At 28.2% G+C, this 16,431-nt stretch carries 13 protein-coding genes and 1 pseudogene; 1 reads left to right on the forward strand and 13 read right to left on the reverse strand.

Annotated features, from left to right (window positions below):
- Positions 1-2: 2 nt before the first annotated feature.
- The 9 genes and pseudogenes from ACFIJ5_RS11285 to mraZ form a co-directional block, all read right to left on the reverse strand.
- Positions 3-818 carry a cell division protein FtsQ/DivIB gene (locus ACFIJ5_RS11285; protein WP_404660480.1) on the reverse strand — a complete coding sequence of 272 codons (816 nt, stop codon included), beginning with the start codon at positions 816-818 and terminating at the stop codon, positions 3-5.
- 462 nt (positions 819-1,280) lie between these two features.
- Positions 1,281-2,377, reverse strand: a pseudogene (spoVE, locus tag ACFIJ5_RS11290) (stage V sporulation protein E).
- A 21-nt stretch (positions 2,378-2,398) separates the two neighbouring features.
- Complete coding sequence (gene mraY / locus ACFIJ5_RS11295; RefSeq protein ID WP_379807060.1) at positions 2,399-3,361, reverse strand: phospho-N-acetylmuramoyl-pentapeptide-transferase; 963 nt, start codon at positions 3,359-3,361, stop codon at positions 2,399-2,401.
- A 19-nt stretch (positions 3,362-3,380) separates the two neighbouring features.
- A complete protein-coding gene (locus ACFIJ5_RS11300; RefSeq protein WP_379807062.1) occupies positions 3,381-4,754 on the reverse strand; it encodes a UDP-N-acetylmuramoyl-tripeptide--D-alanyl-D-alanine ligase in 1,374 nt (457 codons plus the stop codon).
- On the reverse strand, positions 4,755-6,200 hold the full coding sequence (locus ACFIJ5_RS11305; RefSeq protein WP_379807064.1) for a UDP-N-acetylmuramoyl-L-alanyl-D-glutamate--2,6-diaminopimelate ligase: 1,446 nt from the start codon (positions 6,198-6,200) through the stop codon (positions 4,755-4,757).
- A gap of 72 nt (positions 6,201-6,272) precedes the next feature.
- Positions 6,273-8,456 (reverse strand): stage V sporulation protein D, encoded by a 2,184-nt coding sequence (locus tag ACFIJ5_RS11310; protein ID WP_379807066.1) that lies wholly within the window; start codon positions 8,454-8,456, stop codon positions 6,273-6,275.
- A 13-nt stretch (positions 8,457-8,469) separates the two neighbouring features.
- The gene (locus tag ACFIJ5_RS11315) at positions 8,470-8,973 is read right to left on the reverse strand and encodes an FtsB family cell division protein (protein ID WP_379807068.1); all 504 of its coding nucleotides are present in this window, start codon (positions 8,971-8,973) and stop codon (positions 8,470-8,472) included.
- Positions 8,974-8,991: 18 nt separating this feature from the next.
- Complete coding sequence (rsmH, locus tag ACFIJ5_RS11320; RefSeq protein WP_379807070.1) at positions 8,992-9,924, reverse strand: 16S rRNA (cytosine(1402)-N(4))-methyltransferase RsmH; 933 nt, start codon at positions 9,922-9,924, stop codon at positions 8,992-8,994.
- A 28-nt stretch (positions 9,925-9,952) separates the two neighbouring features.
- A complete protein-coding gene (gene mraZ / locus ACFIJ5_RS11325) occupies positions 9,953-10,381 on the reverse strand; it encodes a division/cell wall cluster transcriptional repressor MraZ (protein WP_379807072.1) in 429 nt (142 codons plus the stop codon).
- A gap of 523 nt (positions 10,382-10,904) precedes the next feature.
- Here mraZ and ychF point away from each other — a divergent pair.
- Complete coding sequence (gene ychF, locus ACFIJ5_RS11330) at positions 10,905-12,002, forward strand: redox-regulated ATPase YchF (RefSeq protein WP_379807074.1); 1,098 nt, start codon at positions 10,905-10,907, stop codon at positions 12,000-12,002.
- Between the two features lie 65 nt (positions 12,003-12,067).
- Here the strand turns inward: ychF and ACFIJ5_RS11335 are convergent, their stop codons facing one another.
- The 4 genes from ACFIJ5_RS11335 to ACFIJ5_RS11350 form a co-directional block, all read right to left on the reverse strand.
- Complete coding sequence (locus tag ACFIJ5_RS11335) at positions 12,068-14,362, reverse strand: AAA family ATPase (RefSeq protein ID WP_379807076.1); 2,295 nt, start codon at positions 14,360-14,362, stop codon at positions 12,068-12,070.
- Positions 14,363-14,467: 105 nt separating this feature from the next.
- The gene (locus ACFIJ5_RS11340; protein ID WP_379807078.1) at positions 14,468-14,974 is read right to left on the reverse strand and encodes a 4Fe-4S binding protein; all 507 of its coding nucleotides are present in this window, start codon (positions 14,972-14,974) and stop codon (positions 14,468-14,470) included.
- Positions 14,974-15,414 carry an NADH-quinone oxidoreductase subunit B family protein gene (locus ACFIJ5_RS11345; protein ID WP_379807080.1) on the reverse strand — a complete coding sequence of 147 codons (441 nt, stop codon included), beginning with the start codon at positions 15,412-15,414 and terminating at the stop codon, positions 14,974-14,976. The genes ACFIJ5_RS11340 and ACFIJ5_RS11345 overlap by 1 nt, the downstream gene beginning before the upstream one ends.
- Before the next feature lie 46 nt (positions 15,415-15,460).
- Positions 15,461-16,426, reverse strand: coding sequence for a respiratory chain complex I subunit 1 family protein (locus ACFIJ5_RS11350; RefSeq protein ID WP_379807082.1), 966 nt, complete (start codon positions 16,424-16,426; stop codon positions 15,461-15,463).
- Positions 16,427-16,431 lie beyond the last annotated feature (5 nt).

Here is a 16,431-nt window from a genome sequence, read left to right on the forward strand (position 1 = left end):
TCCTATTTTTCAATAAAAAATACAGGATTACCCTTAAAACTTACATCTATATAACCTTTTTTATTTTTAATACCTTGTTTTTGTATTATATTTATAGCTTTATTAAATTTGTCTTTTAAGTTTGATTCATTGCCTAATTTTATACATATATTACCATAATAGGCTTTAATATCATAAACATTTTTTATATCCACAACGCTCATTTTCATACCATTATTGTTGCTGTTTATTATATCTGTTATACTTCTTATTATTTGTTTTTTTCTATCATCATTACATGGTAATGGTTGTCCAACTTGTAGATTATCACTATCAAATCCAATTATTTTCACTAACTGCATAAAATTTATTTTTTCCTTTTTTTCCAATACCATAGATTTTTCGTCTATTATATAATATTCTTTATTAACATATGCATAAAATGTTGCTTTTCTTTCATTTACTTTTATTAATATTTGATTTGGCAATTTTCTTTTTATATCCACATTTAATATATACGGATTAGAAAGTATATTAGTTACACTTTCTTTTGTATTAATATAAAAAATATTACTTCCTATTTTAAAATTTGATAAATCCATAATATCGCTTTTTGTAACATTTTTATTATTAACAACAACTATATTTTTTATATTAAAATATGGTAATTTAAACAACAATGTCAAAAATGCTGATATTAACAATATACTTATAAAAACAATTCTAATTATTGTTCTTTTACGTTTCCGGCTTCTTATAAGCTTTTCTCTATTTTGTATTATGTATTTACTCTCTTTTAAATATGTAATATTGTCTTTATTATTCTTTTTTTTCATCATCTCATTTCACATCTTCCTATCGAACTAAATTCACAATTAATTATACCATGAACAGACTATAAATATCCAATTTTACTTCATAAAATTTATTATAAATTAACAATTTATTAAAATTTATAATTTTATTCAGTTTTACCATAAAAATTTATATTAATAATAAAGAACAAATATTGTGTAAAAATTAATTAACTCAACTTTTGCAGATGAAAAATAGCCGCTACGGAAAATGATATCTTGCTTAGAAACCTTTCACTTCAGTAACAAGTTCTAAGCTTTACTCATATTGAAAAAAGATTTTTTAATTAATATTCCGTAGGAATTAGTAATTAAAAAATAACTTTTTTCAAATTCGTAAAGCTAAGAACTTGTAAACTTTGTTCAAATGTTTCTTACGCAAGATATCATTTTCCTTCGCTAAGCAGTGTTTTTTTACTGCGAAAGTTGAGTTAATTAAATATTAATCTATCCATTAGTTTTCCGTGATATATTTAATAATGTTCCCATAGCAATCATATTAAATATTAGGGAAGAACCCCCATAACTTATAAAAGGAAGTGGTACCCCTGTTACAGGCATAGAACCTGTAGCAACCGCTATGTTAATAATAGCTTGAACTCCAATAACAGAAGTTATCCCTATGGCTAAAAGGCTGCCGTAAACATCCTTTGCATTAATAGCAGTCTTTATTCCTCTCCAAACAAAAATAAGAAATAAAGTAATGATTACAACGCATCCTATCATTCCAAGTTCTTCTCCTATTACGGAAAATATAAAATCATTATGAGGCTCTGGCATAAAATTCTTTTGCCTAGATTTTGTAAATCCTACCCCTAAAATTCCACCTGAACCTAAAGCAAGAAGTGATTGTATAAGTTGATAACCATCCCCTCGTGGGTCTTGCCAAGGATTTGTAAAATTCATAAGTCTTTTCAATCTATATGGTTCTAATACTGTAAATGCCACACCACCAATAACTAAAAGTATAAACAGTCCAAAAATATGTTTTTTCTTTGCACCAGAGCAAAATAATATTATTACAGTAACAATCATTATAACTGACGCAATACTCAAGTTTTTTCCTTTTAAAATTAATCCTGCATAAAAACCTGATACTATTAGAAAAGGCATAATTCCATAGAATGCACTTTGAATTTTTTCTCCTTTTCTCTCAATTGTTTTTGCCATATATAAAACTATAGTATATTTTGCAATTTCTGAAGGCTGAAATTGAACTGGTCCTAATCTTATCCATCTTTTAGCACCATTAACTGATGGAAAAGCAAAAACTGCTAGCAGCAAAATTGTAGTAATTATCATAATCATTTTATTATATTTTTTTAATTTATGATAATTAACATTTAAAGATATAAACATAAAAATTGTTCCTAATATAGACCATACAATCTGTCTTTTCAAAAAAAGAATCCATCCTTTTTAAACCATAAAGCACTGTTATAACTAGCACTTCCCACCAAAACAACTCCTAATGCCAGCAATAACATAATACTTGAAAATAATACAAAATCAATTTGTCCCCGCTTTAATTTGGGTTTATTCATGCTTTATATCCTCCCCATAAATTACTTTAAAGGAAATGACAAAAATGCCAACAGACAAAGTATAACTGTTATTATACTAAATATCGAAACAACTTTAGTTTCATGCCATCCACATAATTCAAAATGATGATGAATTGGACTCATCTTAAACACTCTTTTACCTGTTAATTTAAATGAAGCCACTTGAATTATTACAGATAAAGCTTCTATAACATATATACCTCCAACTATTACAACTATTAATGGTAACTTAAGTAACATTGCAACAGCGCCTACAGCACCTCCTAGTGCTAAAGAACCTGTATCTCCCATAAATGTTTGAGCTGGAAATGCATTATATTTTAAGAAACCTAAAAGACCACCTGCAATTACTCCACAAAATATAGCTAAAGTATACTGTCCCATAGCAAAACTTACAAGTGTAAAAAATGTCATAACTAGTATTGTTATTGAACTAGCTAATCCATCTAACCCATCTGTCAAATTAACTGCATTAGTTGTCGCTGCAAAATAAAATATTATAAAAGGAATGTATAACTTACCCAAATCCCATGTTTCACCTAAGAATGGTACAATAATTTTAGTACCAATACTAGGATTATTAGCAGCGTAATATCCTAATACACCTGAAACTATTAACAAAAGAATCATTTTCTGATAAGCTCTTAATCCTAAATTGTTTTTATGAACTATCTTAAGCATATCATCAATAAATCCAATAGCTCCAAATGCTATAAAAGCATATAAAGCGATCATTGATTCATCACTTGGATCTCTTACAATTATAATCATAGTAATAATAGCTGCAACAATAAATATTAACCCACCCATTGTAGGTGTTCCAGCTTTTTTCATATGACTTTTAGGACCTTCTTCTCTTATGTTTTGACCAAATTTTAATCTATGAAGAATTGGAATAAGAATTGGTCCTCCAATTAGAGATAGCACGAAGGAAACCAATATTGAATAAATTATTATATTCATTTTTAAAACCCCTTCTTTATCAATTTATTGTCTGTAGTTTTTCAGTTATATTTTCAAATTTCATATAACGTGATGCTTTAACTAATATTATATCATCCTTATTTAAAAACTCTTTTAAATAAGTTATTAATTCTTGTTTATCCTGGAAACTTTTGTAATTTTTTTCACCAAAACCTTCTTTAAAGGCTTTATTAAATTCTCCTAAAGTACATAAATAATCTATGCCTTTTTTCTTTGCATATTCTGCCACACTCACATGTGCTTCATATGCTTTATGTCCAAGTTCTCCCATAGAACCTAAAACAGCAATTTTCCTAGTACCTTTCAAACTAATCACTACATCAATAGCCGCTTTAACAGAATCAGGACTTGCATTATAACAATCATTAACTATAGTAAATTTTTCACCTTTTATGATATCTAATCTCATAGATGTAGTTTCTATATTATTTAAACCTTTTTTAATTTCATCATAATTTAGTCCAAAAGTTCTAGCACATGCAATCGCCATCAAAGAATTTAATACATTATGTTTTCCTAATACATTAATATTAAATTTTTCAATTTTATTACGTTTTTTATCATTGATATTAAACGTAATATCTTTATGTGTTACACTTATATCTTCAGCATGATAGTCACTGTGGCTTTCTATTCCTATTGTATTAATTTTAAATTTATTACTAATAATTTTACTTAAGAATTTATCATCATTATTAACAATTAATGTATTCTCACTAGTAAAATAATCGGTAATTTCCATTTTAGACTTTAATATGTTTTCTTGTGTTTTTAAATTTTCTATATGGGAAATTCCAATATTCGTCATAAGTGCCACATCCGGTCTAGCTGTATCTACCAATCTATGTATTTCTCCAAAATTACTCATACCCATCTCTAAAACTGCTATATCAAAGCTATTATCCATTTCTAATATCATAAGTGGAAGCCCTATTTCATTGTTAAAATTTCCTTTAGTTTTAAATACCTTATATTTGCAACTTAAAGCAGCCGCAACTAAATCTTTTGTAGATGTTTTACCTGTAGATCCTGTTATACCTACTACTTTTATATCTAATTTATTTCTATAATACTTGGCTAAACTTAAAAGTGCCTTATGAGTATTATCTACTAAAATTATAGAAGTTTCAGGTTTTATCTCTTTTTCATCAAATTTAGCTTCGCTTACAATACATAAATGTGCACCCTTTTTACTGGCGTCTACAATAAAATCATTTGCATTAAATCTTTCTCCTTTTAATGCAATAAAAATACTTCCATCTCTTAGTTTTCGTGTATCAGTACTTACATTGCTGTAATCTAGTTTATTTCCTTTTAAAATTAATTTTCCATTAACTGCTTTTGTAATTTCATCTAAAGTCAAATTAAACATTTAAAACAGCTCCTTTATTAATTCTGAAACAATTTCTCTCTCGTCAAAATGGATTGTTTTATCCTTTAGTATTTGATAGTCTTCATGACCTTTTCCTGCAACAACTACAACATCACCCTTTTGAGCAATTTTCATAGCCTTTTTAATTGCTTCTTTTCTATTTTCAATAGTTACATAATTATCTTTTTTTATACCACTAATTACATCTTGTATAATGCTCATTGGATCTTCAGTTCTAGGATTATCTGAAGTTACTATAGCAATATCACTTAACTTACTTCCTATGTCTCCCATGATAGGTCTTTTAGTTTTATCTCTATCACCACCACATCCAAATACACTGATCAATTTTCCTTTTGTAAATTCTCTTGCTGTTTTTAATATATTCTCAAGACCATCAGGAGTATGCGCATAATCAACAATAACATCAAATCCTAATTGATAATTTTTTGTTACAATTTCACATCTACCAGGTACTTGAAGTTTTTTAAGTCCTATTTTTATATCCTCTAAACTTATATTTTCACTTAAACATGCAGCTATAATACCTAATGAATTATATACATTATATTTCCCTGGTATTGACAAGTTAATTTTTTCTGTTTTATTCTCATAACAAATTTCAAAATCAATACCCTTAGAATGTATCTCAATATTTCTAGCCACAATATCAGCTTCATTATCAATACCATAAGTCATCTTATTATTATCTACATCTTCATATACTCTTTTACCATATTTATCATCTATATTTATAATTGCAGTACTACAATTTTTAAACAATTTTAGCTTTGCATTATAATAATTTTCAAATGTCTTATGAAAATCTAAATGATCTTGAGTTAAATTTGTAAAAATAGCTCTATGAAAGTTCACACCAAATACCCTATCTAAACTAAGTGAATGTGAAGACACTTCCATGACACAATACTGTACATTGTTTTGCACCATATCATAAAATAATTTTTGTAATTCCAATGATTCAGGAGTTGTTCTCACTGAATGTATCTTTTTATCTCCTATATAATTTGCTATTGTACCTATAAGCCCAACTTTATGACCACATTGCTCTAAAATAGATTTAAGCATAAATGCAGATGTAGTTTTGCCATTAGTTCCAGTAATTCCAATAACTTTCATCTTTTCACTTGGATTTCCATAAAAATTAGAAGCGCCTCTTGCAAGTGCTTTTCTAGTATCTTTAACCTGTATAACTGTACATTGTGGTATAGATTGTGGTTTATCTTCACAAACTATAACCGATGCCCCTTGTTTTACTGCATTATTTATAAATTTATGCCCGTCTACATTAAATCCTTTTATGCAGAAAAACACATCTCCTTTACCTATTTTTCTTGAATCATATTGAATATTGTTAACGTCTAAGTTTAATTCTCCCTGCATTAACTTAAATTCAATATTTTTAAGTATGTTTTTAAGTTTCATAGTATCACTCCTATTTAATCTACAATACAAATGCTGTTGACAATATATAATTTTTTGCCAACAGCTTTATTATTAATCGCCAATAACATTAAGTTGTAGTGTAATTGTTGTACCTTTCAAAGCTTTTTGCCCTGGTTTTATACTTTGACCAGAAACCAAACCATTACCTGTAAATCTAACTTTTAAACCTATACTATTTAAAACTTTTGATGCTCTTTCTGATGTATATCCATTAAGATTTGGAACTACAACTTCTTTCTTATTATAATTTCCCTTGCTTCCAGTGTAAAGTATAATTTTACTGTTTTCTTTTATAGAATATCCTGGTTTAGGACTTATATCTGTAATATAATCTCCACTACCTTCAATTTTTACATCAATTTTATTTTCCTTTAATATTTTAGTTGCTTCTGATTTTTTTAAACCTCTAACTTCAGGTATCATAATATCTTTAAGTAAACTCTCTGCAATTTCTTTTCCTGAAGCATCAGGTTTCAATGCTAAATAATTAAAAACATCATAAAAAACTTGTTTTGCAACTGGTGTTGCTATTTGTCCTGCATAATAATTTGATGGATCAGGTTCATCTATCGAAATTAAAACTGTTATTTTAGGATTATTTGCAGGAGCCATACCAGCAAAAGATGCTATATATTTACCTGCACCATATCCTTTGCCATTTTCAACTTTTTGAGCTGTACCTGTTTTTCCTGCAATATGATATCCTTCTATAAAAGCTTTTCTTCCTCCACCTTCAGATATAACCTTTTCCAAATAACCTCTAAGTTCTACTGCTACATCATGATTTATAACCTGTTTCTCATCATACTTATCATATTGTTTTATGTCAATTTCTTTATTATTTTCATTACTTACAACTTTCTTCATTACATGAGGTCTTATCCATTTTCCTCCATTAGCTATAGCATTAAACGCTGTTAAATACTGAACACAAGATACTGTATTTGTTTGACCAAAAGATATTGTAGCTAAATCCAATGGAGTTATTTTACTAGTTTGCTTGATAATTCCCTTAGCTTCTCCATTTAAATCTACTCCAGTTTTATTACCAAATCCAAAAGCTGTTATATATTTATTTAACTTTTCAGCTCCTAATTTTGCACCTAAATCCATGAAACCAACATTACAAGAATTCTTTAATATATCTACAAAAGTTTCATGACCATGTCCTGTTCTTTTCCAACAATGAATTCTTTTATTAAGAACTTGAGAAGAACCATTACACACAATTTGATATGTTTTAGGATCAATTACTTTTTCACTTAAAGCAGCAGTAGCTGTTACTACTTTAAATATAGAACCTGGTTCAAAAGTATCACTAACAGCTCTATTTCTCCATTCCTTTTGTAATTCATTATAGCTTACCCCTTCTTTCCAAGGGTTATTAGGATCATAGTCTGGCTTATTAACCATAGCTAATATTTCTCCATTGTTAGGATCCATAACTATTATGCTTACAGCCTTAGCTTTATTATCCTTCATTGCTTGATCTGCAGCTTTTTCTGCAAAATGCTGTATCATCTCATCTATTGTAAGTACTACATTAAATCCATTTACAGGTTTTTCATACTGAGATATTGAATAAGGTAATTCTTTCCTTCTACTATCTGTCTCTGCTATCTTCTTTCCTGGTCTTCCTTCTAAATATTCGTTGTACATAAGTTCAACGCCAGTAAGTCCTTTTCCATCTGAATTAGTATGTCCTAAAACATGTGCTAGGAAATTATTGTTAGGATAATATCTTTTTGTATCCCCTGAAATTACAACACCATCAATATTTAATTCCCTAACTTTATCTGCTGCATCTTTTTCAATTCTTCTTTTTAAAGTAGCTGCACCAATTTTTTTACCATTTATAGTCTTATTAATAGTTTTAAGTACTTCCTCTTCTTCCATTTCTAATGCTGCGGCTAACTTATTTGCTATTTCTTTATCAGATACTTTTTTCTTACTCATGTATTGTCTAAGAGTATTCAAATCTAAATCTACTCTGTATATATTAGCACTAATTGCTAATGCATTTCCATTTCTATCAAGTATATTTCCTCTTATAGGATCTATTTTTATTACATTAGTCCATTGATTTATAGCTTTATTTTTATAATCTGCTGACTTTGCAACCATTATATATCCTAGTCTAAGAATTAAAGCAAAAAACAAAATAAAAAAAGCAAAAAACGCAAATATCATTCTACGTTTAACTATAGTTTTGTCTTTGTAAACCTTTTTTGACAACTTATTACCTCCATTAGAATAATTTGTTTTTTATAAATTCAATTAAATTATTTTTACTTTTTGAGTCATCGTTAGTATTTTTGTTTTTGTTATAATTCTTCTTATTCAAATCACAGTAAACAGCATTATCCATGGAAGGCTTTACCATGTTTAGTTTCTCTGTAGCATATTTTTCAATATATTCTAAGTTATTATATTTTAATAGCCTAATCTTTAAGCTTTCATTTTCTTTTTTTGCTTTAGTTATCTCTTGTTTTGTATTAAGTACTTCTTGTTTTATATTACATATGTATGCATACCTGCATACTAGTACCATACCAACTGCAAAAACTATTCCAATGTTTCTTATAACCTTAAGTTTCTTTACAGCATTTCTCTTTTTAGCATTTTTAAAACTTTCTCTCTTGTTATCCCTCTCTACATTATTTTTTTCTTTGGGACGTGATACATTTGCATTAGATGATAACACTGTATTTCCTTCTATATCTTCTTTATTCATCATTATCACTTTATTCACCCCATTTCAATTTTAGAACTATATTCTTTCACCTATTCTCAATTTAGCACTTCTACTCCTAGGATTCTCTTCAAGCTCTTCCTCTGAAGCTACTATAGGTTTTTTGTTAATCATTTTTAATTTTGGAATTTTACCGCATATACAAATTGGAAAATCTTTCGGACATGTACATGGATTTTGTAAGTTTCTATATTTATTTTTTACAATTCTATCCTCTAAAGAGTGGAATGTAATAATTACAACTCTTCCTTTTTCATTTAAGTGTTCTACTGAATCCTCAATAGTCTTATTTAAAATTCCAAGTTCATTATTAACCTCAATACGTATAGCCTGGAAAGTTCTTTTAGCTGGATGAGGTCCTTCTCTCCTAAATTTAGCAGGTATAGAACTTTTTATTACATCAACAAGTTCAAAGGTAGTTTCTATAGGCTTTTCTTTTCTTGCCTTTACTATATTAAATGCAATCCTTTTTGCAAATTTTTCTTCACCATACTCCTTAATAATTCTTACAATTTCTTTTTCTTCATACCCATTTACTATATCATAAGCAGAAAAATCTTTATCTCTATTCATTCTCATATCTAGAGGTGCATTGTGCATATAACTAAAACCTCTTTCAGCCTCATCTAATTGATGTGACGATACACCTAAATCCATTAATATTCCATCTACTTTTTCAATGTCCAATTCACGTAAAATATTATCTATATTACAGAAGTTATCATGAACATAAATCACATTCTCGTATTCCTTTAGTCTTTCTTTTGCTGCATCTATTGCATTGGTATCTTGATCAATTCCAATTAATTTACCCTGTGGAGATAATTTTTTTAATATTTCCTTAGAATGTCCTCCTCCACCTAAAGTGCAATCGACATAAATACCATTCTCTTTGATATCTAATCCATCTATACATTCTTCTAATAATACAGATACGTGTTTAAAATTCATACTATTTCATTCTCCTCACTAATTATTGTTATATTCCTAATTCACTCATTTTTTCAGCTATAGAAGCAAAATCAATATCTGAGCTGTTATATTCATCCCATTTTTGTTTGCTCCATATTTCAATTCTAGTTGCTACCCCGATACTTACTATTTCCTTTGTTATTTTCCCATATTCTAATAAATTCTGAGGGACTAAAGCTCTTCCTTGTTTATCTATATTTATTAAGTTCGCTCCTGAAAAGAAAAATCTAACAAAGGCTCTTGCATCTTTGTTAGTCAAAGGAAGCTTCCTCAATTTTTCCTCTAACTGTTTCCATTCATCCATAGGATATGCATAAAGACATCCATCTAATCCTTTTGTTAAAACAAATGTATTTCCTAAACCTTCTCTAAGTTTAGATGGTATAATTATCCTATTTTTACTATCTATAGCATGACTGTATTCTCCTATGAACATAATTACACCTCAGTTAACTACTTTACTCCACTTTAAACCACTTTTCACCACTTTAATTTTTTTATTCTATATACAAATTAAAATTCCTTTATTTTTTAATAAAATTTTAATATTTTTTTTAAAAATATTAAAATATACATATTTTTCTTGTAAATTAACCTTATAAATTGCCTTATACACACTGGAAATAGTATACATATATAAAAAGTCAGTTTATGCATAAAATAATAATAAATATTACAAAAGGAGATGGTTTTCGTGTTTTCACGACATAATATCATAAAACATCATAAATTTAAAAATTTAAATAGAAAAGAAAGGATGTGCATTGCCAGCATCATAGGCTGCAGCTTCATGAGAGGAATGTTCATCGGCTTATATTTATCTGAAAAGTAAACAATTCTTCATTTTCTTGAAATACATAGAATTCTAGAGTATAATTTTAGTTGACTTGTGACTAATATGTTTAAGACACAAGTCAATTTTCATAATAATACTCGTTAGGAAAGGAATGTACATAGATATGAAACTAGGAATTGTAGGATTACCAAATGTAGGTAAAAGTACTTTATTTAATGCTATAACTAAAGCTGGTGCTGAATCAGCAAACTACCCTTTCTGCACAATTGAACCAAACGTTGGGGTTGTTGCTGTTCCTGATAAAAGATTAGATGTATTAGAAGAAATGTATACTGCTAAGAAAAAGACTCATACATCTATAGAATTCTATGATATTGCCGGTCTTGTAAAAGGTGCTAGTAAAGGTGAAGGCCTTGGTAACAAATTTTTATCTCACATAAGAGAAGTTTCTTCTATAGTTCATGTTGTAAGATGTTTCGAAGATAGTAACATAGTACACGTTGATGGTTCTATAGATCCAATTAGAGATATTGAAACTATAACTCTTGAATTAGTATTTTCTGACCTTGAAGTACTAGAAAGAAGAATGGATAAAGCAACTAAACTTGCTCGTTCAGGAGATAAAAAAGCTAAAGCTAATTTAGAATTAATGAATAAAGTTAAAGCTCACCTTGAAGAAAACAAGCCTGTAAGAACTTTAGAGTTAGATGAAGAAGAACAAAAATTTGTAGATGAATTATTTCTTTTAACTTCAAAACCAGTACTATATGCTGCCAATATATCAGAAGATGATTTAATGAATGGTAACACTGAAAATGATATGGTAAAAAAAGTACGAGAATATGCTGCAAATGAAAATTCAGAAGTAATAACAATCTGTGCCAGACTTGAAGAAGAACTTTCTACTCTTGATGATGAAGAAAAAATGGAAATGCTTAGTGAATATGGTTTAAAAGAACCTGGCCTTAATAAACTTATTCATGCTAGCTATAAATTATTAGGTCTTATAAGTTTCTTAACAGCTGGTGAAAAAGAAGTTAGAGCTTGGACTATTACTAATGGTACAAAAGCTCCTCAAGCTGCTGGAAAAATACACACAGATATGGAAAGAGGTTTCATTAGAGCAGAAATAGTTGATTATGATAAATTAATAGACTGTGGTTCTGAAGCTGCAGCTAAAGAAAAAGGATTTTATAGACTTGAAGGTAAAGACTATATAATGAAAGATGGAGACGTTGTTGTATTTAGATTCAACGTATAAAAACAAAGTAAAAAGTAGAAAGTAGAACACTCTTTCTTCTTTTTACTTTTTACTTTATATTAATGTTATCTTTTGTTTCTCTTTAATTTTGAGTATTTTTTCATTTCTTTTTCTACTGCAGCCATAATTTCTAATTCATCTTTTCCTAAAAGTATATATGCTGCATCAAATATATTCTCTACAGTATAAATAGCAAATTCTTGTGATTTAATAGACTCTTCTACTTCCTTATCTAAAACTAAATCATCCTTATTAGATTTTGGTATAATAACTCCTTTATCTTTTACACTATCCAAATGCTTACATACTTTATAAAATCCTTCAATTTTTTCATTGGCACCACCTATAGGTTGAACATTACCAAATTGATCTATAGAACCCGTTACTGCAATGTTCTGTTTTATTGGAATTTTACTAAGAGATGATAACATAGCAATAATTTCTGCTACTGAAGCACTATCTCCCTCTAGATATCCATATAATTGTTCAAAACTCAAATGAAAATCTACAGGTATCTTTTCATAGCCTCCTATCATATTAAAAATACATCCTTTTAGTATACTTATAGATTTACTATGAATATTTCCACTAAGATTACTCTCTTTTTGTACATCTATTATATCTCCATCTCCGCTATAACAAGAACAAGTTATCCTTACAGGTCTTCCAACTCTAAAATAACCACTATCTATAACTGAAAGACCATTGATTTGTCCAATAATACCTTCATTTATAAATATAAATCTTTTCTTTTCTTCATAACTCTTAATTATATATTTCTCAATTAATTCTTTAGGATACGCAGCCTTAATAATATCATCACGATTTATTGACTTTTCATTTTTTTCAATTGCAATAGAATTTGCTAAATTTAATATAGTACTAATTTTATTTTTATCTAAATATATTTTTTTCCTATTTTCTACTTGTCGTGATAAATATTTAATCAATTCTTTTTCTGCATCATCTTCTAGTTCAATAATATTATTTTCCTTACAAACTGTTTTTAATTTATTCTTAAATATTGAAATAGATTCCGAATTAATATCCACTATTGGATCATATTCAACTCTCATCTTAAAAAGTCTTTTAAAATCCTCATCATACTTATACAGTAAATCATAAGTTTCATAATCACCTATAAGAATCACTTTCACCTTAATTGGAATAGCTTCAGGCTTCAAACCACTTAATGATAATAACTCCAAATACCCTCTATTGTAATTAAAATCTACTTTTTGACTCATTAACGATTTTTTCAAATAATAGTATGCAGGTGGATTTGAAAGCAAACTATTTACCCTAAGAATAATACAACCTTCATTTACTTTTAAAAGCGAACCACTCTTTATGAGATTAACACCCGTTGTATATACACCATTATGGTTTTCATACTCTATGTTTCCTATTAAGTTATATACATTTGGATCTTCTTCAAATACACACAATGGTCTGTCGTTATCTGAATTATCCACCAAAACATTAACCTCATATTTATTAATGATTTCACTAATTTTTTCTTCATCATCTTCATAATTCATGGAATAATTATCTATTATGTTACTTTCTATATTTGAACACATATCATCTAAAAATTCTATCACATACAAATCATTAAAAAACTCATCTTTATATTTTATTTTTATTTCTCTAGCTTTTGATTGATAATAAATTTTTAATATATCTTTAATTTTTTCTATTTGAGCTAATTCCATTTTCTTTAACTGTTCTATTATATCTTTTGACATATTTTTTAACACTGCAATTTTATCTAAAATATCTTGCTTATTATCCTCACTTAATTCATCATACTCATTCTCTGTCATCTCTTTACCTTCTTTTATAGGTATAAACGTAAATCCACTATGCATTGCCTTCATATAAAAACCTTTTTCTTTTGCTAAACTAATAAGTTCTTCTATATATTTATTTCTTTGTTTTTCTATAAAGTTAACCACTTCTTCTTTTTCTTTATTAACAGAATTATTGTAAAAATCAAATGTATATTCTAAATAAATCTTTTTGATTTCTTCAACCATCTCTTTAAATACTTTCCCTTTTCCATTAAGTAAAAATATTGATTTGGGACATTTTATATCTTCACCTGAAACATAACATATATCTTTTGGTGCTTTTCTTTTTATATAAAGTTTATTTATATAACTCTTTATATCCTCAATTTTATCTTTATCAAAATCATCTATAATATAAGTATTATATCCTTCATTTTCTATCTCCATAGATGTTTTCAATTTACTAAATACATCATTATAATCAGAAACTTCTTCTCCTTCCACTATTTCATCTTTATCAAACTTTATATCATATATTACCTCCTCAGGAGCTAACTTTTTATTCATACTCATCCTCCTTATTAAATTCCTTATTATAATGTATTCTTAATAACCCATTTTAGGAACAAAAATACACAAAAAAAGATGACTAAAAAGTCATCTAAACATAATCTACTTATTTTCTTCTTTACTTTTATTTTCTTTTGCCTTTGCTTTTTCTTTTGCCTTTGCTTTTTCTTTTGCCTTTGCTTTTTCTTTTGCTTTTGCTTTCATTGCTGCTATCACTTTAGGATCTGGCTTTGGAGGAAGTTTTTTTGTAAATGAACCTTTCACAATAAAATCATCTTTATCAGTAGAAACCATAGAGTACTCTTTTGTAAGTTCTATTGCTTTTTTAGGACAAAAATCCGCACACATATTACAAAATGTACAAGAACCAAGATTAAATGACATTGTTATTTCTTGTTCAGTATCATTTAACTTCTTAATATTCTTTGAAATTGCACCAGGTGAACATACTCTTATACACATTCCACACCCAATACACTTCTCTGCATCAAAATTAATCTTCCCTCTATATTTTTCTGGCATCTTAATAGGACTTTTAGGATATTTTTCTGTAATAGGTGCTTTAAAAAGATTCTTTAATGCATGCTTTACATAAGGAATTTTAGCCATTACTTAATCCCTCTCTTCTCTTTTAAAATTTCTACACCTTTTAATATTCCATCAATTATTGCTTCAGGTTTTGCAGCACATCCTCCTACCTGTACATCAACATGCACCCATTTATCTAAAGGTCCTACGACACTATAACTTTCCTTAAACACATTACCTGATGCCGGACAAGAACCTACAGCAACAATCACTCTTGGCTCTGGAACTTGAGATAATACTCTTAACATTCTATCTTTAGATTGAGCTGTAACAGGTCCTGTAACCACAACAATATCTGCATGTCTTGGTGTACCTGTTAATTTTACACCTAATCTTTCTACATCATATCTAGGGCCTAAAAGTGACACCAACTCTATATCACATCCATTACAGGATCCTGTATTCAAATGATATATCCACGGAGATTTAACTCTACTCTTTTCTATTAATTTATCAAACATATTAATCTCCTTTCTTAAATAAATTAGTATTACTGCTGTATCTTAATTAAAGTCCTAAGTAAGCTAATACTAAACTTAAAATACCAAGTGTTGTTGGTACAATCCAAAAGAATTTTAATGTCTGCTCTATTTTTATTCTACCCACTACACCTTTAATAAATGATATAGATATTATTGTTATTACTATACACAGCACTATAAATAAAATTATATTAGCAAATAAATTTCCAAAACCTCTTCCACCTAAGAATAATACAACGAATAAACTTGTCATTATGACTATTTTTACACTTGAAGTTAATTTATATATTCCAAGGTATAATCCACTATATTCAACAAGCGGTCCTTCACATATTTCCGTTTCCGCCTCCGCTACATCAAATGGTACACTGCCAACTTCAGCAGGTATAAGCAGCAAAAATGCTATTGCAGCAGGTATCATACTCAAATGAGAAATCATCGTTCCATTTTGAACTTGGTAATCATTTATCTTTGCTAATGAAAAAGTAACTCCCCCAGTTACATCTAATCCATGTCCCACCTTTAATCCTACAGCTAATAATACAATAACTAAAGGTAATTCATAGGAAAGCATTGCTACCATTTCTCTTGAAATTCCTACTCCAGCATAAGGAGATCCTGAGGAAGAACCTCCAATCATTAAAGCTACAGCAGGTATTGTCAATAGATATATTATAACAATTATATCTGCTGCATTAGGTACAAAAGTAAAACCAAATATAGGTATAAACAAAGATATTGTAACTGCAGCTACTAATCCTATTATTGGAGCCATAATAAAAACTTTTCTAGCTGCCTCTCTAGGTATAATACGTTCTTTTCCTATAAGTTTGAATAAATCATAAAAAGGCTGCAAAATAGGTGGTCCAACTCTTCTTTGCATCTTTGCAACAACTTTTCTATCTATACCTGAAAGAAATAACCCAAATACAGTACTAAATAAAAACCCTGGAAAAATTAAAATATAAAACAATAATTTGAGTATTTCCATTATGT

The organism is Haloimpatiens myeolchijeotgali (genome assembly GCF_042688525.2).
Classification (GTDB): domain Bacteria; phylum Bacillota; class Clostridia; order Clostridiales; family Clostridiaceae; genus Haloimpatiens.

Coding starts and splice junctions, on each gene's coding strand:
- ACFIJ5_RS11285 (WP_404660480.1), bottom strand. CDS start 818: ATGATGAAAAAAAAGAATAATAAAGACAATATTACATATTTAAAAGAG.
- mraY (WP_379807060.1), bottom strand. CDS start 3,361: ATGAATATAATAATTTATTCAATATTGGTTTCCTTCGTGCTATCTCTA.
- ACFIJ5_RS11300 (WP_379807062.1), bottom strand. CDS start 4,754: ATGTTTAATTTGACTTTAGATGAAATTACAAAAGCAGTTAATGGAAAA.
- ACFIJ5_RS11305 (WP_379807064.1), bottom strand. CDS start 6,200: ATGAAACTTAAAAACATACTTAAAAATATTGAATTTAAGTTAATGCAG.
- rsmH (WP_379807070.1), bottom strand. CDS start 9,924: ATGAATTTTAAACACGTATCTGTATTATTAGAAGAATGTATAGATGGA.
- mraZ (WP_379807072.1), bottom strand. CDS start 10,381: ATGTTCATAGGAGAATACAGTCATGCTATAGATAGTAAAAATAGGATA.
- ychF (WP_379807074.1), top strand. CDS start 10,905: ATGAAACTAGGAATTGTAGGATTACCAAATGTAGGTAAAAGTACTTTA.
- ACFIJ5_RS11335 (WP_379807076.1), bottom strand. CDS start 14,362: ATGAATAAAAAGTTAGCTCCTGAGGAGGTAATATATGATATAAAGTTT.
- ACFIJ5_RS11340 (WP_379807078.1), bottom strand. CDS start 14,974: ATGGCTAAAATTCCTTATGTAAAGCATGCATTAAAGAATCTTTTTAAA.
- ACFIJ5_RS11345 (WP_379807080.1), bottom strand. CDS start 15,414: ATGTTTGATAAATTAATAGAAAAGAGTAGAGTTAAATCTCCGTGGATA.
- ACFIJ5_RS11350 (WP_379807082.1), bottom strand. CDS start 16,426: ATGGAAATACTCAAATTATTGTTTTATATTTTAATTTTTCCAGGGTTT.